At 73.8% G+C, this 19300-nt stretch carries 9 protein-coding genes and 1 pseudogene; all 10 read left to right on the plus strand.

The features are described from left to right. The first annotated feature begins 2 nt into the window (after positions 1-2). On the plus strand, positions 3-1049 hold the full coding sequence (locus ACIP93_RS10665; protein WP_401757412.1) for a carbohydrate ABC transporter permease: 1047 nt from the start codon (positions 3-5) through the stop codon (positions 1047-1049). Positions 1050-1060: 11 nt separating this feature from the next. After that, positions 1061-1936 carry a sugar ABC transporter permease gene (locus tag ACIP93_RS10670; RefSeq protein ID WP_401757935.1) on the plus strand — a complete coding sequence of 292 codons (876 nt, stop codon included), beginning with the start codon at positions 1061-1063 and terminating at the stop codon, positions 1934-1936. A 513-nt stretch (positions 1937-2449) separates the two neighbouring features. Next, positions 2450-4123, plus strand: a complete 1674-nt coding sequence (locus ACIP93_RS10675) for a glycoside hydrolase family 13 protein (RefSeq protein WP_401757414.1) — start codon at positions 2450-2452, stop codon at positions 4121-4123. Then, on the plus strand, positions 4108-5178 hold the full coding sequence (locus tag ACIP93_RS10680; protein ID WP_345226517.1) for a LacI family DNA-binding transcriptional regulator: 1071 nt from the start codon (positions 4108-4110) through the stop codon (positions 5176-5178). Before ACIP93_RS10675 ends, ACIP93_RS10680 begins: the two co-directional genes overlap by 16 nt. A gap of 612 nt (positions 5179-5790) precedes the next feature. Continuing rightward, positions 5791-7185: pseudogene (locus ACIP93_RS10685) on the plus strand (alpha-amylase family protein); the annotation flags it as partial. Positions 7186-7475: 290 nt separating this feature from the next. Continuing rightward, positions 7476-12800 (plus strand): pullulanase-type alpha-1,6-glucosidase, encoded by a 5325-nt coding sequence (gene pulA, locus ACIP93_RS10690; protein ID WP_401757416.1) that lies wholly within the window; start codon positions 7476-7478, stop codon positions 12798-12800. Between the two features lie 189 nt (positions 12801-12989). Then, positions 12990-15035, plus strand: a complete 2046-nt coding sequence (locus ACIP93_RS10695) for an ATP-binding protein (RefSeq protein WP_401757418.1) — start codon at positions 12990-12992, stop codon at positions 15033-15035. A gap of 96 nt (positions 15036-15131) precedes the next feature. Continuing rightward, positions 15132-17087, plus strand: coding sequence for a hypothetical protein (locus tag ACIP93_RS10700; protein ID WP_401757420.1), 1956 nt, complete (start codon positions 15132-15134; stop codon positions 17085-17087). A 160-nt stretch (positions 17088-17247) separates the two neighbouring features. Next, positions 17248-18162 carry a metal-dependent hydrolase gene (locus ACIP93_RS10705; RefSeq protein ID WP_401757422.1) on the plus strand — a complete coding sequence of 305 codons (915 nt, stop codon included), beginning with the start codon at positions 17248-17250 and terminating at the stop codon, positions 18160-18162. Positions 18163-18165: 3 nt separating this feature from the next. Continuing rightward, a complete protein-coding gene (locus ACIP93_RS10710; protein WP_401757424.1) occupies positions 18166-19254 on the plus strand; it encodes a PDR/VanB family oxidoreductase in 1089 nt (362 codons plus the stop codon). Positions 19255-19300: the final 46 nt, after the last annotated feature.

The raw sequence follows: 19300 nt of genomic DNA on the forward strand, positions 1-19300 counted from the left end.
TGATGGCTGCCGCTGACACCGGCCGGCCGGTGGCGCCGGCCGCGGGCGGGAAGTCCCCCCCCCGCGGCCGGGGCCGCGCCACCGGCCGCGAGACGACGACGGGCGCCGCGCCCGGGAAGGCTCCGGGCGGGCTCCGCCGGTCCTTCTCCACCCACTGGTACGCCTGGACGATGGTCGCGCCCGTCGTGGTCGTCATCGGCGTCATCATCGGATACCCCCTGGTCCGCGGTGTCTACCTGTCGCTGACCAACGCCAACGAGCGCAACGTCGAGCGCTCGATCGGTGTGAACGAGCTGCCCGCGACCTACGAGTTCGTCGGTCTCGACAACTACCGGGACGCCCTGACCGGGGACCAGTTCCTGGCCACGCTCGGGTGGACGGTCCTGTGGACCGTGGCCTGCGTGTCGATCACCTTCGGACTGGGTCTCGCACTCGCCAACATCCTGAACCGGAAGATCGCGGGCCGCTCCTTCTACCGGATGCTGCTGGTGCTGCCGTGGGCGGTGCCGGGGTTCGTCTCGGTCTTCGCCTGGCGGTTCCTCTACAACGAGGACAGCGGGCTGTTCAACAAGATCCTCGCGGGCGGCGGCATCGACGCGGTGCCGTGGCTGAACGACCCGACGTGGGCGAAGTTCGCCGTCATCTCGGTCAACGTCTGGCTCGGCATCCCGTTCATGATGGTCGCCCTGCTGGGCGGACTCCAGTCCATCCCGGGCGAGCTGTACGAGGCCGCGGAGATGGACGGCGCGTCCCCCTGGCAGCGCTTCCGGCACATCACGATGCCGGGACTGCGGCCGGTGAGCACGACCGTGGTGCTGCTGTCCACGATCTGGACCTTCAACATGTTCCCGGTGATCTTCCTGCTCACCCGGGGCGGGCCCGGCGAGGCCACACAGATCCTCGTCACCCAGGCCTACAAGTTCTCGTTCGAGATCAGCCCGCGCGACTTCGCGCAGTCCTCCACCTGGGGCGTGCTGATCCTCGTGCTGTTGATGCTCTTCGCCGCTGTGTACCGGCGAGTGCTCCGTAAGCAGGGAGACGTCTGGTGAGCACCTCGTCCATGACGACCGGTTCGACTCTGGTGACGGGCCAGCGGGCCAACGTGCAGTTGCGGGAGAGACGCTCCCCGCTGGCGTCGTTCGCGCTGCACGCCACGCTCGTCGTCACCTCGGTCGTCGCCGTGTTCCCCGTGTTGTGGGTGCTGCTCACGTCGCTCAAGCCGGCGAAGTACGCGACGACCACGGACTTCGTGCGCGAGACGACCTTCGACAACTACACCCGGCTGCTCGGCGACACGCCGTTCCTGACGTGGTTCGGCAACTCGCTGCTGATCGCCGGGCTCTCGACGGTCATCGGCGTCTTCGTCTCGGCGACGACGGGCTACGCCATCAGCCGTTTCCGCTTCCCCGGGAAGCGGGGGCTGATGTGGACGCTGCTCATCACGCAGATGTTCCCGGTGGCCGTGCTGATCGTGCCGATCTACAACATCATGGCGAAGCTGGGGCTGCTCAACCAGCCGATGGGCCTGGTCATCACGTACCTGACGATCTCGGTGCCCTTCTGCGCGTGGATGATGAAGGGCTTCTTCGACGGGATTCCGCAGGAGATCGACGAGTCGGGGCAGGTGGACGGGCTCACCCCGTTCGGGACCTTCTGGCGGCTGATCTTTCCGCTGGCCAAGCCGGGCATCGCGGTGACGGCGTTCTACTCGTTCATCACGGCGTGGGGCGAGGTCGCCTACGCGTCGGCGTTCCTGGTCGGGGACGAGAACATGACGCTGGCGGGCGGGCTGCAGAAGTTCGTGAACCAGTATTCGAGCCAGTGGGGGCCGATGGCGGCGGCGTCCGTGCTGATCGCGATTCCGGCGGGGGTGGTGTTCGTCTTCGCGCAGAAGCATTTGGTGAGCGGGATGACGGCGGGCGCCACCAAGGGCTGACGCGTCATCCCCGGCCCGCCCCGGCCCCGTCTCCGCCCTTCCCGCTTCCCTAGCCCCCTTGGGCGACGGGGCCGCCCCAAGGGGGCGAGGGGGGTACCCCCTGCTCGAGCGAAGCCGAGAGCTTGGGGGAGGGCGGGCAAGGGGGCGGCCCCTCCCGCTCCCGGCCCGCCCGGGTGCCGCCCCCTGCGCAAGCGCCTGCGCCGGACGCGCGTCCCCGCCAAGGCCGTGAGTTCAGCCCTGGTACCGGACGCACAGCCCCGCCCGGCTCGGGCAGGAGAGGCCCCGGACCCGCCCCTCCACCTAAAGCGCTCGCCGCGCGGCCAGGTACACGGTTTCGTGCAGGAGCGTCGTGGCTGGTCGCGCAGTTCCCCGCGCCCCTGACGGGGCGCACCGCCCGGTGGGAGATGTGCACGTGCGTCGTGGTTGCTCGCGCCCCCTGAACGGGGCGGACCGACCGGGCCCGCCCTTCCCCACCGACAACACCCCGTACACCCCACACCCCCCAGGGACGACATGACCCAGCACCTCACCGCCCCGGCCTCCGCCGCCGCCCCGGCCGCCCCCCGCGCCGACTGGTGGCGCGACGCCGTGATCTACCAGGTCTACCCCCGCAGCTTCGCCGACGGAAACGGCGACGGCATGGGCGACCTCGCCGGTGTCCGCTCCCGTCTGCCCTACCTCCGCGACCTCGGCGTCGACGCCGTCTGGCTGAGCCCCTTCTACGCCTCCCCGCAGGCCGACGCGGGCTACGACGTCGCCGACTACCGGGCCATCGACCCCATGTTCGGCACCCTCCTCGACGCCGACGGCCTCATCCGCGACGCCCACGCGCTCGGCCTGCGCGTCATCACGGACCTCGTGCCGAACCACTCCTCCGACCAGCACGACTGGTTCCAGCGCGCCCTCGCCGAAGGGCCCGGTTCCCCGTTCCGCGCCCGGTACCACTTCCGTCCCGGCAAGGGCGCGGACGGCGAACTCCCGCCCAACGACTGGGAGTCCGTCTTCGGCGGCCCCGCCTGGACCCGCACCACCGACCCCGACGGCACCCCCGGCGACTGGTACCTCCACCTCTTCGCCCCCCAGCAGCCCGACTTCAACTGGGACCACCCCGCCGTCGCCGACGAGTTCCGCTCCATCCTGCGCTTCTGGCTCGACATGGGCGTCGACGGCTTCCGCATCGACGTCGCCCACGGCCTCGTCAAGGCCGACGGGCTGCCCGACATCGGCTCCCACGACCAGCTCAAGCTGCTCGGCAATGACGTCATGCCCTTCTTCGACCAGGACGGCGTCCACGCCATCTACCGCGCCTGGCGGAAGATCCTCGACGAGTACCCGGGACAGCGGATCGGCGTCGCCGAGGCCTGGACCCCCACCGTCGAGCGCACCGCCAACTACGTCCGCCCCGACGAGCTCCACCAGGCATTCAACTTCCAGTACCTGGGCACCCATTGGGACGCCGAGGCGCTGCGCGAGGTCATCGACGTCTCCCTCGCCGCGATGCGCCCCGTCGACGCCCCCACCACCTGGGTCCTCTCCAACCACGACGTGACCCGCCACGCCACCCGCTTCGCCAACCCGCCCGGCCTCGGCACCCAGATCCGCACCCCCGGCGACCGCGAACTCGGCCTGCGCCGCGCCCGCGCCGCCACCCTGCTGATGCTGGCCCTCCCGGGTTCGGCGTACGTCTACCAGGGCGAGGAACTGGGACTTCCGGACGTCACCGACCTGCCCGACGAGGCCCGCCAGGACCCGTCCTTCTTCCGCGCGGCGGGCCAGGACGGCTTCCGCGACGGCTGCCGGGTGCCGATCCCGTGGACGGTCACGGGTTCCTCGTACGGCTTCGGCGACGGCGGCAGCTGGCTCCCGCAGCCCGACTCCTGGGCGGAACTGTCCGTCGAGGCCCAGACCGGCGACCCCCACTCCACGCTGGAGCTCTACCGCTCCGCCCTCGCCGTCCGCCGCGACCACCCGGACCTGGGCGCGGGCACGGACGTGAGCTGGCTGCCGGACACCGCGCCCGGCGTCCTGGCCTTCGCCCGCGGCGGTTTCGTCTGCACGGCCAACACCACCGCCGAGCCGGTACGCATCCAGGCCCCCGGCCGGCTGCTCCTCGCCAGCGCCGCGGTGGACGCCGGCGACGGCGAGGTGACGCTTCCCGCCGACACCACCGTCTGGTGGTCCGTGTGACGAACCCCGCGCCGGGGAGCGGCCCGCCCGCTCCCCGGCTGGCCCACATCGCCACGCAGGCCGAGGTCAGCGAGGCGACGGTGAGCCGTGTCCTGAACGGCAAGCCGGGAGTCGCGACCACCACCCGCCACCGCGTCCTGGCCGCCCTGGACGTCCTGGGCTACGCCCGCCCCGTACGTCTCAAGCCCCGCGCGACGGACCTGATCGGCCTGGTCACCCCGGAGCTGACCAACCCGATCTTCCCCGCCTTCGCCCAGATCATCGAGCAGCAGCTCGCGGGCCACGGCCACACCCCGATCCTGTGCACCCAGATCCCCGGCGGCGCGACGGAGGACGAACTCGTCGAGCAGCTCGTCGACCGGGGCGTCGGCGGCATCATCTTCCTGTCCGGCCTGCACGCCGACCTGTCCGCCGACCCCGCCCGCTACGCGAACCTCTCCGCGGCCGGCATCCCGTACGTCCTGGTCAACGGCTACAACGAGCGCGTCAGCGCGCCCTTCGTCTCCCCGGACGACCATGTCGCGGTCCGCATGGCCCTCACCCACCTCGCCGACCTCGGCCACACCCGGATCGGCCTCGCGGTGGGGCCGGCCCGCTACGTCCCCTCCCACCGCAAGCGCCAGGCGTTCCTCGAAGCGCTCGGGGACGCCGCCGAAGGGGCCGTCCAGCACACCCTCTTCAGCGTCGAGGGCGGCCGGGCGGCCGCCGCCGCCCTCCTCGACCAGGGCTGTACGGGCATCATCTGCGGCAGCGACATGATGGCTCTCGGCGCGGTCCGCGCCGCCCGCGAGCGGGGCCTGCGCGTCCCTGCGGACGTCTCGGTCGTCGGCTACGACGACTCCCCGCTGATCCCCTTCACGGACCCGCCCCTCACCACGGTCCGCCAGCCCGTCCAGGCGATGGCCTCGGCGGCGGTCGGAGCCCTGCTGGAGGAGCTGAGCGGCAGCCCCGTCCAGCGCACCGAGTACGTCTTCCAGCCCGAGCTGGTGGTGCGCGGCTCCACGGCGCAGGCGAGCGTCAGGGGGCCGGCCGCGCGGACGCGGGCCCCCTTCTGATCACCGGACGGCTCTCTCCTCCTCGGCCGACGGCCGCCAGGAGGGGGCGTTCCGACCGGGGAGGCGTCCTTCCCGGGTCCGAAGAACCGGTCCGGGTCCAGTGCCTCGGGGACCTGGCCCGGACCGCCGCACCTCATCGCCCGCGTACAGGTCCGCGTGCCCCTCCGCGAGGTGCCGCCGGAACGCCTCGTGCCCTTGCGCCGCCTGCTCCCGCGTGAAGTCGATCAGGGCCTGCAGCCGGTCCGGTAGGACGTCCAGCACCTCGGGGCCCGCCAGGTCCGGCCCGTACGCCCGGCAGAACGCGGTCACCCGCCGCCCCTGTTCCGCCGACGTGCCGAAGCTCGGCCCCCGCAAGGGGTGCTCCCGGCCCACCGGTCAACTTCCCCGTACGGCCAGCAAGTTACCTGACCTGCACGGACGGACGCCCGACCGTTCGATCAGCCCGGTCCCGGAACTCGATCAGCCCGGTCCCGGAACAGCCCTTGCGCGGAGGGTTGACCTCCCCCCGGCCCGCTCATAACGTCACCCCGCAAGAAATTCCCGGTAGTTGCAGCAAGAACCTTCAACGCGCCCTGCGCGGCCCGCGCAGCGCCCCCCACCGAAGGAATCCCCATGCCCCGCAAGCTCCCCGTACCCCGCAGACTCCCCTCCGTCCTCGCGCTCCTCGCCACCGCCACCGCCCTCCTCGCCGCCCCCGCCCCCGCCGTCCAGGCGGCCCCGCCCGGCGGCAGGGACGTCACCGCCGTCCTCTTCGAGTGGAAGTTCAGCTCGGTCGCCAAGGCCTGCACCCACCGGCTCGGCCCCGCCGGTTACGGGTACGTCCAGGTCTCGCCGCCCCAGGAGCACATCCAGGGCGGCCAGTGGTGGACCTCGTACCAGCCCGTCAGCTACCGGATCGCGGGGCGGCTCGGCGACCGGGCCGCCTTCAAGGCCATGGTCGACACCTGCCACGCGGCAGGCGTCAAGGTCGTCGCCGACGCCGTCGTCAACCACATGGCCGCCGGTGACGGCACCGGCACCGGCGGCTCCTCGTACCGGAAGTACGACTACCCCGGCGTCTACTCCGGCTTCGACTTCGACGACTGCCGCGCCCCCGTCACCGACTACCGCAACCGCTCCAACGTCCAGAACTGCGAACTCGTCGGCCTCGCCGACCTCGACACCGGCGAGGAGTACGTGCGCGGGCGCGTCGCCGGCTACCTCAACGACCTCCGCTCCCTCGGCGTCGACGGCTTCCGCGTCGACGCCGCCAAGCACATGCCGGCCGCCGACCTGGCCGCGATCAAGTCCCGGCTGAGCGACCCCGCCGTGTACTGGAAGCAGGAGGCGATCCACGGCGAGGGCGAGGCGGTCTCCCCGGGCGAGTACCTCGGGACCGGGGACGTCCAGGAGTTCCGGTACGCGCGCGGGCTGAAGCACGCGTTCCAGGGCGGCAGCCTCGCCTGGCTGAAGAACTTCGGCGAGGGCTGGGGCTTCATGGAGTCCGGCAGGTCGGCGGTGTTCGTCGACAACCACGACACCGAGCGCGTCGGCGACACCCTCAACTACAAGGCGGGCAGCACCTACACCCTCGCCAACGTCTTCATGCTGGCCTGGCCGTACGGCTCCCCGGACGTCCACTCCGGTTACGAGTGGACCGACAAGGACGCCGGCCCGCCGAACGGCGGTCACGTCAACTCCTGTTACGCGGACGGCTGGAAGTGCCAGCACGACTGGCGTGAGATCGCCTCCATGGTGGCCCTGCGCAACACCGCCGCCGGGCAGCCCGTCACCGGCTGGTGGGACAACGGCGGCAACCAGATCGCCTTCGGGCGCGGCTCCAAGGCGTACGTCGTCATCAACCGCGACGGCTCCCCGCTGACCCGCACCTTCCAGACGTCCCTGCCCGGCGGCGCCTACTGCGACGTCCAGAGCGGCCGCCCGGTCACGGTCGACGGCGCGGGCCGCTTCACCGCGACCGCCCCCGCGGGCACGGCGATCGCCCTGCACGCGGGCGCGCGGGCCTGCTGAGGGCGCGGGGGCGGGCCGTCCGAGGGCCCCGGCACGATCCGCCCCCGCCTGACCAGCCCAAATCCCCACCCCGTCCAACCCCTTGACCCCTCCCCGCCCCCCTCGTACCGTCACGCGCAAGAAGTTTCTGCTGTCTTGCTGCAAGAACATTCAGCGGCAGGCCGAGGACATTCCGCGGTGGATCCGGACCGGCCCCGCACCGCCCCCGCCCCGCACCGCCGACCCCGCGCCACCGCCGCTCCGCGCCACCACCCCCTCCGGTCGACCCGTACGAGGAGAACCCGCCCGTGATACCCACACCCCTGCGAAGAGCCGTCGTCGGCGTCGTGAGCGCGGCCCTGTGCGCCGCCCTCGCCCCCGCCGTCCCCGCCCTCGCGGTCCCGAAGGCCCCGGCGGCCCCGAACGCGCCGGCCCCGCCCTCCGACGCCCGGCTGGCCGCGCAGCCCGCCCGCCACGACCTGACCCGCGACCAGTTCTACTTCGTCCTCCCGGACCGGTTCGCGAACGGCGACCCGGCCAATGACCGCGGCGGTCTCGCCGGAACCCGTCTCGACCACGGCTTCGACCCCGCCGACAAGGGCTTCTACCAGGGCGGCGACCTCAAGGGCCTGACCGAGAGGCTCGACTACATCAAGGGGCTCGGCACCACCGCCCTCTGGCTGGCCCCGATCTTCAAGAACAAGCCCGTGCAGGGCACGGGGAAGGACGCCTCCGCCGGATACCACGGCTACTGGATCACCGACTTCACCCAGGTCGACCCCCACTTCGGGACCAACGCCGACCTGGAGCGGCTCATCGACAAGGCCCACGCCAAGGGCATGAAGGTCTTCTTCGACGTCATCACCAACCACACCGCCGACACCGTCGACCACGCCGAGAAGAAGTACGGCTACCGGCCGAAGGGCGCCCACCCCTACCTCGACAAGGAGGGCCGCCCGTTCGACGACCGCGTGCGGACGCCCGAGGTCGACCGGGACGCGTTCCCGTACACGCCCGTCCCGCGCACGGGCGAGCGCAAGACCCCGGCCTGGCTCAACGACCCGACGATGTACCACAACCGGGGCGACTCCACCTTCGCGGGCGAGAGCGCCGAGTACGGCGACTTCTCCGGCCTCGACGACCTGTGGACCGAGCGGCCCGAGGTCGTCGACGGCATGGCGAGGATCTACGAGAAGTGGGTCCGCGACTTCGACATCGACGGCTTCCGGATCGACACCGTCAAACACGTCGACCTCGGCTTCTGGACCCAGTGGGCCACCGCCCTCGACGCCTATGCCAAGAAGCGGGGGCGCGCGGACTTCTTCCTGTTCGGCGAGGTCTACGACTCCGACCCGGCCGCCACCGCCCCCTACGTCACCCGGGGCCGCCTCGACGCCACCCTCGACTTCCCCCTCCAGGACGCCCTGCGCGGCTACGCCTCCCGGAGCGGCGGCGCCGCCCGGCTCGCCAAGGTCTACGGGGCCGACTACCGCTACACCACCGACAAGGCCAACGCGTACGAGCAGGTGACCTTCACCGGCAACCACGACATGGGCCGCATCGGCGCCTTCCTCAAGCAGGACAACCCGAAGGCGAGCGACGCCGAACTGCTCCAGCGGGCGCGTCTGGCCAACGAGTTGATGTTCTTCGGGCGCGGCAACCCCGTCGTCTACTACGGCGACGAGCAGGGCTTCACCGGCGCGGGCGGCGACAAGGACTCCCGCCAGACCCTCTTCGCCTCCCGGACCCCCGACTACCTCGACGACGACCAGCTCGGCACCGACCGCACCCACGCGAGCGACGCCTACGACACCGCACACCCCCTCTACCGCTCGATCGCCGAACTGTCGAAGCTGACCCGGGCGCACCCCGCCCTGCGCGACGGCGTCCAGGAGGAGCGGTACGCGCGGGACTCCGTGTACGCCTTCTCCCGTACGGACAGCAGGCGCAAGGTCGAGTACGTCGTCGCCACGAACAGCGCCACCGGGGCGAAGACGGTCGAGATCCCGGTTGCGAGCACCGGCTTCCGCACGCTCTACGGCGGCACCGCCCCCGTGACGGCCACCGGCGGCACGGTGAAGCTCACGGTCCCCGCCCTCTCCAGCGTCGTCCTCCGGGCCGAGAAGCCGCTCGGCACACCGGCTGCCAAGCCCTCCCTCACCCTGAAGGCCCCCGCACCCGGCGCCACCGGCACCGTCGAGATCGAGGCCGCCCCCGCCGGCGGGCAGCTCAACCGGGTCGTCTTCGCCGCCCAGGCGGGCAACGGCCCCTGGCGCGTCCTCGGCTCCGCCGACCACGCCCCGTACAAGGTCACCCACCACGTCGACGCGGCCACGCGTGCCGGAACCGCCCTGCGGTACAAGGCGGTCGTGGTGGACAGCGCCGGACGCACGGCCAGTGCCCTCGCCGCGACGACGGCGGGGCGGACGCCCCCGCCCGAGAAGCCGCGCGCCGGGGACCGGACGTACGCCGTCGTGCACTACCGGCGGACGGACGGCGACTACACCGGCTGGACGCTCAAGTCCCCGCTCGGGACCGGCGCGTTCACCGGCCGCGACGCCTACGGCGCCTTCGCCTGGGTGAAGCTCCCCGAAGGGGCGGCCGCCTTCCCGTACACCGTCGAGAAGGACGGCGCCGCCGACGGGCCCGCGCGGACCGTCGACCTCGCGGCCACCGGCGAGGTGTGGATCGAGCAGGGCGGGGACGGGCAGGCGACGAAGGCCCCCCAGGGCACGTACCCGCCGCAGGACAAGGGCAAGGCGGTGCTGCACTACCAGCGGGCCGACGGGAACTACGACGGCTGGGGCCTGCACGTCTGGACCGGGGCCAAGGACCCGACCGACTGGGCGAAGCCGCTGCCGCCGGTGCGCGAGGACGCGTACGGAGTGACGTACGAGGTGCCGCTCGCCGCCGGTGCCGCCTCCCTCTCCTACATCCTGCACAAGGGCGACGAGAAGGACCTCCCGACCGACCAGTCCCTCGACCTCGCCACCCACGGGCACGAGGTGTGGGCGCTCGCCGGACAGCCGGCGTACGTCCTGCCGCAGACCGCCGGCGCGGGCTCGCTCGACCTGGGCAGGGCCGAGGCGCAGTGGCTCGACCGGGACACCGTGGTCTGGAAGGTCAAGGCCACCGAGGCGACCAGCCAGCAGCTCGTGTACGCGAAGGACGGCGGCATCGAGGTCGTCGACGGCGCGCTGAGCGACGAGGGCCGCTGGCTGCGGCTGAACCCGGGCACGCTGAGCGAGGCGCAGAAGGCGAAGTTCCCGCACCTCAAGGACCATCCGGCCTTCGTGGTCGACGCCCGTGACCGCGACCGCGTGGAGGACGCCCTGCGCGGCCAGGTGATCGCCACCCAGCGGGCCGCGAACGGCGCCCTGCTGGCGGCCACCGGCGTGCAGCTCCCCGGTGTCCTCGACGCCACCTACGCGGCGAGCGCCCAGCAGGCCGCGCTCGGGCCCGTCTTCCGCGACGGCCGCCCGACGCTGTCCGTGTGGGCGCCGACCGCGCAGCGGGTCGTGCTCGACCTGGCCGGGCGCAAGGTCCCCATGCGCCGGGACGCGCGCAGCGGCGTGTGGTCCGTCCGGGGCGAGCCGGGGTGGGCCGGGAAGCCGTACCTGTACGAGGTGACCGTGTGGGCGCCCAGCGTCCGGAAGGTCGTCACCAACCGGGTCACCGACCCGTACTCCACCGGGCTGACGACGGACTCGGCGCGCAGCCTGGTGGTCGACCTGCGCGACCCCGGGCTCGCGCCGAAGGGATGGCAGGGGCTGAGGAAACCCGCCCCCGTGCCCCTGCGGAACGCGCAGATCCAGGAGCTGCACGTACGGGACTTCTCCGTCGGGGACCGGACGGCTGAGCACCCGGGCCAGTACCTGGCCTTCACGGACCGCGCCTCGAAGGGCTCGCAGCACCTGCGGAAGCTGGCGGCCGCCGGGACCTCGTACGTCCACCTGCTCCCCGTCTTCGACATCGGGACCGTACCGGAGAAGAAGTCCGGACAGGCGTCTCCCGCCTGCGACCTGGGCTCCTACCCGAAGGACTCCGAGGCGCAGCAGGACTGCGTCGGGAAGACCGCGGCGAAGGACGCCTACAACTGGGGCTACGACCCGCTGCACTACACCGTGCCGGAGGGCTCGTACGCCAGCGACCCGGAGGGGACGCGGCGCACGGTCGAGTTCCGGCAGATGGTGCAGGCGCTCAACGGCAGCGGGCTGCGGACCGTGATGGACGTGGTCTACAACCACACCGTCGCCGCCGGGCAGTCGGAGAAGTCCGTACTGGACCGGATCGTGCCGGGCTACTACCAGCGGCTGCTGCCGGACGGCTCCGTCGCGACCTCCACGTGCTGCGCCAACACCGCGCCCGAGAACGCCATGATGGGCAAGCTGGTCGTGGACTCCGTGGTCACCTGGGCGCGCGAGTACAAGGTCGACGGCTTCCGCTTCGACCTCATGGGACACCACCCGAAGGCCAACATCCTGGCCGTCCGCAAGGCGCTCGACGCGCTGACCGTCGCCGAGGACGGGGTCGACGGCAAGGCGGTCGTCCTGTACGGCGAGGGCTGGAACTTCGGCGAGATCGCCGACGACGCGCGCTTCGTGCAGGCCACCCAGAAGAACATGGCGGGCACCGGCATCGCGACCTTCTCCGACCGGGCGCGGGACGCGGTGCGCGGCGGCGGCCCCTTCGACGAGGACCCGGGCGTGCAGGGCTTCGCCTCGGGACTCTTCACCGACCCCAACTCCTCTCCCGCCAACGGCAGTCCGGCCGAGCAGAGGGCCCGGCTGCTGCACTACCAGGACCTGCTGAAGGTCGGCCTGAGCGGAAACCTCGCGGACTACTCCTTCGTGGACAGCGGCGGCCGTACGGTCAAGGGGTCGCAGGTCGACTACAACGGCTCCCCGGCGGGATACGCGGCCGCCCCCGGCGACGCCCTCGCCTACGCGGACGCGCACGACAACGAGACCCTCTTCGACGCGCTGGCCTTCAAGCTGCCGGTGAGGACCACGGCGTCGGACCGGGCGCGGATGCAGGTGCTGGGCATGGCGACGGCGGCCCTGTCGCAGGGCCCGGCGCTCTCCCAGGCGGGGACCGACCTCCTGCGGTCCAAGTCGCTGGACCGCAACTCCTACGACAGCGGGGACTGGTTCAACGCGGCCCACTGGGACTGCCGGGACGGCAACGGCTTCGGCCGGGGCCTGCCGCCGGCGGCGGACAACCGCCCCAAGTGGCCGTTCGGCAAGCCGCTGCTGACGTCCGTCTCGGTCGGCTGCCCGGAGATCGACGGGGCGTCGGCCGCCTACCGGGACCTGCTGAAGATCCGTACGACGGAACCGGACTTCGGGCTGGCGACGGCCGGTGCGGTCCAGTCCCGGCTCTCCTTCCCCCTCTCGGGCGAGGACGAGACGCCGGGGGCCGTCACGATGCGGCTCGGCGACCTGGTGGTCGTGTTCAACGCGACGCCGGACGCCGTGCGGCAGACGGTGCCGGCCCTCTCGGGCCGCCCCCACGCACTGCACCCGGTGCAGGCACGCGGCTCCGACCCGGTCGTCAAGCGGTCCTCCTACGAGGCGTCCTCGGGCACCTTCACGGTCCCGCCCCGCACGGTGGCGGTCTTCCGGGCGGGCTGAACGCGGTCCCCGCGCCCCTGAAAGGGGCGCGGGGAACCGCACGGGCACCCACCGCCCGGCCGCGCGGCGAGCGCTTCGGGGAAAGGGGCGGGGCAGGGGCGCGGAACGGGGGTCCGGCAGCGGAGCCCCCGGCAGGGCAGCCACCGCCCACCCGCCCCGCGCAGCATCCAAGTGGGCAAGAATGACCCCGTGTTGGGAAACCTCCCCGAGGACGCCACGACCTTCGTGGGCCGCCGCGCCGACCTGGCCCGCGTCGCCCACGCCCTCCGCACGTCCCGCCTCGTCACCCTCACCGGCCCCGCCGGCATCGGCAAGACCCGCCTCGCGCTCCGTGCCGCCCAGCAGGCCCAGGACACCCCGGCCGCCCACCCCGACGGCGTCTGGTGGGCCGACCTCTCCCCGCTCCGCGACGACGCCCTCCTCGTCGCCACCGTCAGCGACGCCGTCGACTTCGCCGACCACACCCTGCGGATGCCCGCCGAAGCCCTCTGCGCCTGGCTCCAGCACAAGCGGCTCCTCCTCGTCGTCGACTGCTGCGAACGGCTCGCCGCCCCCGTCGCCCACCTCGTCGCCGAACTCCTCACCGCCGCCCCCCGGCTGACCGTCCTCGCCACGAGCCGGCAGGCCCTCGGCAGCCGCGGCGAGCACGTCCTCGACGTACCGCCGCTGCCGCTGGCCGGCCCCGACGGCGCCGCCGGCCTCTTCCGCGAGCGGGCCCGCCGCGCCGCCCCCGGCGCGACCCCGGACGCCACCGACGTGGACGCCGTCTGCGCCCACCTCGAAGGCATCCCCCTCGCCCTCGAACTCGCCTGCGCCCAGCTCACCGAGGGCCGCACCGTGCACGACCTCGCCCAGCGGCTCACCGCGCGGGCCGGCGCCCGGCTCGACGTCCTCACCCAGGACGGGGTGTGGCCCGAGCGGCACCGTGCCCTGCGGACCGCCATCGGGTGGAGCCACGAGCTGTGCACCCCGCTGGAGCGGCTGCTCTGGGCCCGGCTCTCGGTGTTCCGGGGGGACTTCGACGAGGAGCGGGCCGCCGAGGTCTGCGCGGGCGGCCCGCTGGACGCCGGCGCCGTCGGGCGGGCCCTGCGCGGGCTGGTCCGCAAGTCCGTCGTGCGGGAGCGGGCCGAGGGAACCTTCCGCATGCTCGACACCCTGCGCGAGTACGGGGCGATGTGGCTGCGCGAACTCGGCGAGAGCGCCCGCGTCGCCGAACGGCACGCCACCCACCACGCCGAGCTCGCCCGCCGCGCCGACGAGGGCTGGATCGGGGCGGAGCAGGCCCACTGGTACCGGCGGATCGGCGGCGCGCACGCCGACCTGTGCGCCGCCCTGGACCACCTGCTGGAGACCGCCCCCGAGCGGGCGCTCGCCATGGCCGGGAGGATCGGCTTCTACTGGGGGTGCTGCGGCCACCTCCACGAGGCCCGCGCCTACCTCACCCGCGCCCTGCGGGCCCACGCCGCCCCCGGCCCGCACCGCTCGCGCGCCCTGTGGGCGCTCGGCGTCGCCGGCAGCCTCCAGGGCGACCATGAGGGCGCCCGCCGGCTCGGCGAGCAGTGCGCCGTCGCCGCCTGGCAGGACCGGAACCCCGAGGACATGCTCAGCGCGGCCTACCTGCTGGGCGTCACGTATCTGCTGATGGGCAGACCGCGGGCCGCGCACACCGTCGCCGACCGCTGCCTCACCGCCCGGCCGGGCGCCCCCTTCGACTCCGCCGCCCAACTGCGCTGCCGCCTGGTGCGCGTCTTCGCCCTCACCGGCATGGGCGAGCTGGACGACGCCAGGACCGCCGCCGAGGAACTCCGCCGGATCTGCGCCGAGCGGGGCGAGTGCTGGACGCGCTCCTACGCCGACTACCAACTGGCCCTCGTCGCCCTGCTCCAGGAGCGGCCCGACGACGCGGCCGCGCACGCGCGTGCCATGGTCGACGCCAAGTACCGCATCGGCGACAGCTTCGGCATCGCCCTCGGCCTCGACACGCTGGCCGCCGCCCTCGCCGCCCGGGGCGATGGCGAACAGGCCGCCCGCGTCTACGGGACCGGGCACACCTACTGGAGCCAGGTCGGCCACCCCCAGCGCGGCACCCCCGAGCTGGGCCCCGTGCGCGAGGAGTGCGAACGGCGGGCCCGGGCGCTGATCGGCGACGCCGCGTACGAACGCGCCTACCGGGAGGGGGCGGCGGCCCACCAGGACACCGCCCTCGCGCTCGCCCTCCTGGGGCCGCTGCCCTGACCGGCGCGATCCGCCGCGGCCCCCCGCGGAACCGTCCGGGACGCCCCGGCGCGAAGTCGTGGGTGACCATCCCACGAATGGTTCGTTCTGCGTAATGTGCGCCGCCCCCAGGATGTCCTCAGCCGCCCCAGCAAGCCCACCGACGACCCCGCCGCCGCGCCCCCGGCCGACGCCACCGTCGCCGTCGGCGTCGAGCAGGCCGAGGCCGCGCTCGTCGAGCACTACCCCGGCCTCGTCCGGCTCGCCTACCTGGTGCTCCCGCCGCACCTCGGGCGCAACCGGCGGGTCCTGACCGCCCACTCCCTCGTCCAGCGCGCCCTCCCGCGCGGCCGCACCGGCCGCACCCCGCAGGCCGTCGCCGCGGTCCCCGGCCCCCGCGGCCCCGAGGGCGAACGCACCCGGGGCGGGCACGCGTTCGTACGCCAGCAGGTGCTGCGCCAGGCCCTGGAAGCCCAGCCGCCGCTGCTGCGCGGGGCCTGGCCCAAGCGGGCCCAACTGCCGCCCGTGCTGCCGCAGGTGTGGGGGATGCGGCTGTTCCCCGCCTCGGGCGGCGCCGACGAACTCGCCCTGGACCAAAGGCTCGCCGCCCTGTCCGGCGCGGGCCGCGCCGCGTACGTGCTGCGCGGCCTGGAGGGACTGGACGCGGCGGAGGCGCGCGGTGTGCTCGCCGCCGCCGGGGCCGCCGACCCGGACGCCGCCCTCGCGGAGGCCGGCACGGTCGAGCCGTCCCCGCTCCTGGCGTCCGCCGAGTTCGACCCCTGCTCGCTCCAGGCCCGCCCCACCGACCTCATGCGCCGCCGCCGGCTCACCCGCGTCGGCGGCGCCGCCCTCGCCGCGCTGGTCGTGGGCGCGGTGGTGCTGGGCGGACCGGGGGAGCGCGACGCGTCCGTACGCAACCTCGCGGCCGAAGAGGCCCTGGACCCGGGTCTGCTGACGGTCGCCGCGGCCGGGGCGTGGAAGACCTCCGACCGCACCGACTTCTCCGCCTGGCCCGTCCGCGGCTCCCTCGCCGACGACAGCGAGCTGCTGCGCCGCGCCCTGGCCGTCTGGGCCGCGCCGGGCGACGCCGTGCACATCTCCGCCACCCCGGAGACCGCCACCGGGCCCGCCGCGGGCGCGCCCCAGCTCCTGTACGCGGGCGAGGTCGACGGGGCGCGCGTCGTCGTCCTGTACGACGGGCTGCGGCTCGTGCGGTACGCCGAACCCCTGGACGGCGCCGGGCGGACCGCCCTCGACTTCGCCCGCGCGGACGGCGCGCGGGAGGCCACCGCGAACGCCGTGGTCGTCTCCAGGACGGCCACCGCGGTGCGCTACCTGACCGCCCCCTGGGCCGACCGCGCCTCGGTGCGGGACCTGCTCGACGCGGCCGCCGCCCCCCGGCCCCTCAAGCGCGGACCCGACGGCGTCACCGAGCCGGTCGCGGCCTCCTCGATGGCCCGGGACTGCACGTCCTGGGACGCCGTGGAGATCCGCGACACCACCGGGACGCGCACCCTCACCGACCTCGGCGAACTGCTCCCGGCCCGGCTGACCGCCGGAGCTCCGGCGGCCGCCGGGGACCTGAAGTCGCCCGCAGACCGGGCGGGCTGGGCCCGTACCGCCTGCCAGTTGCCCACCCTGCGCTCGCACGGCGTACGCGGCGTCCACGTGTGGTCGTACGCCTCCCAGAGCCTGCCCGAGGGCGGCGGCACCGCGCAGTGGACGTGCGTCAGGGCGGAGACCTGGCGGGGGAGCGGCAGCCGGGTCCTCGCCCAGTTCCTGCCGCCGGCCGCCGGGCGCGCGACGCCGGGGGCGACCGTGGCGAAGGCCGAGGACTCCGCCGCGTGCGGGGCCAAGGACCCGAAGGTGCTCGCCGGGGCGCTGTGGAAGTCCAAGAGCGACAAGTGGTACCTGCTGGCCGCCGGGAACGAGGACTTCGCCTCGGTCACCGCGAGCGGCGGCATCAAGGGCTCGGCGGACGGCAACGTGCTGGCCGTGCCCGCCCGGCAGGGGGCGCAGGCCCACCTCAGCGGCAGGCTCGCGGACGGCACGGAGGCGGACTCGCTGAGGTGACGGCCCGGCGCGCGGCCGGCGTCGGCCGCGTGGCGCCGGAGTGCGCGTGGGGCGTTGACCGCGTAGGGGCGGAGTGCGCAGGGGGCGTTGACCGCACGGCGTCGAAGTTCTGGCCGCACAGACCTGTTGCCAAGGTCGTACTCGTCAGTACATTGACGCCATGTCTAATACGCAGCAGGGGCCGGCCCCGGTGGCGTCGGAGCGGACGCCGCTGAAGGCCCGCAACGTGTCCTTCGACTGGGCGGACACCCCGCTCCACTGGCTCCCCGGCCGGCCGTTCGCCACCCACACCATCAACGTCCTGCACCTGCTGCTCCCGGCGGGGGAGCGCTGGTTCGTGCACGTCTACCGGCAGGCGCTGCCGCTGATCACCGACGAGCGGCTGCGCCGGGACGTCATCGGGTTCATCGGCCAGGAGGCCATGCACTCCCAGGCCCACGACGCGGTCCTGCCGCACCTCAAGGCGCAGGGACTCGACCCCACGCCGTACACCGCACAGGTCGACTGGCTCTTCGAGAAGCTGCTCGGCGACCGCACGCTGCCGCCCGGCAGGCCGCGCAGGTGGTGGCTGATCGAGCGCATCGCGGTCATCGCGGCCATCGAGCACTACACCGCCTTCCTCGGCGACTGGGTGCTGAACGCCGACGAACTCGACCGCCGCGGCGCCGACCCCACCATGCTCGACCTGCTGCGCTGGCACGGCGCCGAGGAGGTCGAACACCGCTCGGTGGCCTTCGAGTTGTTCCAGCACGTCGACGGCGGCTACGCCCGCCGGGTGCGCACCTGGGCCGTGGCGTTCACCGCGCTGGTCTTCCTGTGGCAGCGCGGCGCCCGCTTCTTCATGGCGAACGACCCGACGCTGGGCGGCGCGGGCCGGGCCCGCCTCGCCGACTTCGTGCGGGACGGCCGCTGCGGCCTGCTGCCGTCGGCTGGCGCGATGGCCAAGTCCGTCCCCCGCTATCTGAGCCGCGGCTACCACCCCTCCCAGGAGGGCAGCACCGCCCAGGCCGTCGCCTACCTCGCCTCGTCCCCCGCCGCACGCGCCGCCGAGGCCCGCACCCGTGGAGGTTCCTGACCCATGCCCCGTGCCCGTACGTATCTGATCGCGGCCGGTGCCGCGTCGCTCGCCGTCGCTGCCCGGCGGGCGCTGCGCGGCCGCGTCCGGCAGTCGCCGCTGTGGCCCCTGCCCGCGCTGGAGGAGCCCCTGTCGGGGCAGCGGCAGCCGTCCGCCGGCCTCCGGGTCCTGGTCAGCGGCCGGTCGGAGCCCGCGGAGGGCGTCGTACAGCTCCACCTGGAGGCCCTGGACGCCGGGGACCTGCCGCGCTGGGAGCCCGGGGCGCACCTGGACCTGGTGCTGCCGTCGGGTCTCGTACGGCAGTACTCGCTGTGCGGCGACCCCGCCGACCGCGCCTCGTACACCGTCGCCACGCGCGTGCTTCCCGAGGAGGCGGGCGGCCGGGGCGGCTCGCGGGAGGTGCACGAGCGGGTCCACGAGGGCTCCGAGCTGCGGGTGCGCGGGCCCCGCAACCGCTTCCCGCTCGTCGGCTCCGCCTCGTACGTCTTCGTGGCGGGCGGCATCGGGATCACCCCGCTGCTGCCCATGCTGCGGGCGGCGCGGGCCGCGGGCGCGGACTGGCGGCTGCTGTACGGCGGGCGGAGCCGGGCCACCATGCCGTTCCTGGCGGAGGTCGAGGAGCTGGACGGCTCCGGGCGGCGGGTGCGGATCGTCGCCGAGGACGAGGACGGGCTGCCCGATCTCGCGGAGCTCTGGGCCGGTGTGCCGCAGGGGACGGCCGTGTACGCGTGCGGCCCCGAGGGACTGCTGGGGGCAGTGGAGGGATCACTGCCGGAGCACTGCTCGTTGCACGTCGAACGCTTCGCGCCGGGCGCGAGCGCTCCGGGCTCCGGCGCGTTCGAGGTGGAGCTGCGCAGGAGCGGCACGGTGGTGCCGGTGGCCGCCGGGCAGTCGGTGCTCGCGGCGCTCAAACCGGTCGTGCCGAACCTCTCGTACTCCTGTGAGCAGGGCTTTTGCGGGACCTGCCAGCAGCGGGTGATCGAGGGCGGGATCGACCACCGGGACGAGTTGCTGACGGACTCCGAGCGGGACGACTCGCTGCTGATCTGTGTCTCGCGGGCGGCGGGGGAGCGGCTGGTGCTGGATCTGTAGGGGGAGCCGGGGAGGGGCCGGGGCGTGATCCGCACCGGCCCCTGGG

Source organism: Streptomyces sp. NPDC088745 (genome assembly GCF_044751045.1).
GTDB classification, from domain to species: domain Bacteria; phylum Actinomycetota; class Actinomycetes; order Streptomycetales; family Streptomycetaceae; genus Streptomyces; species Streptomyces cremeus.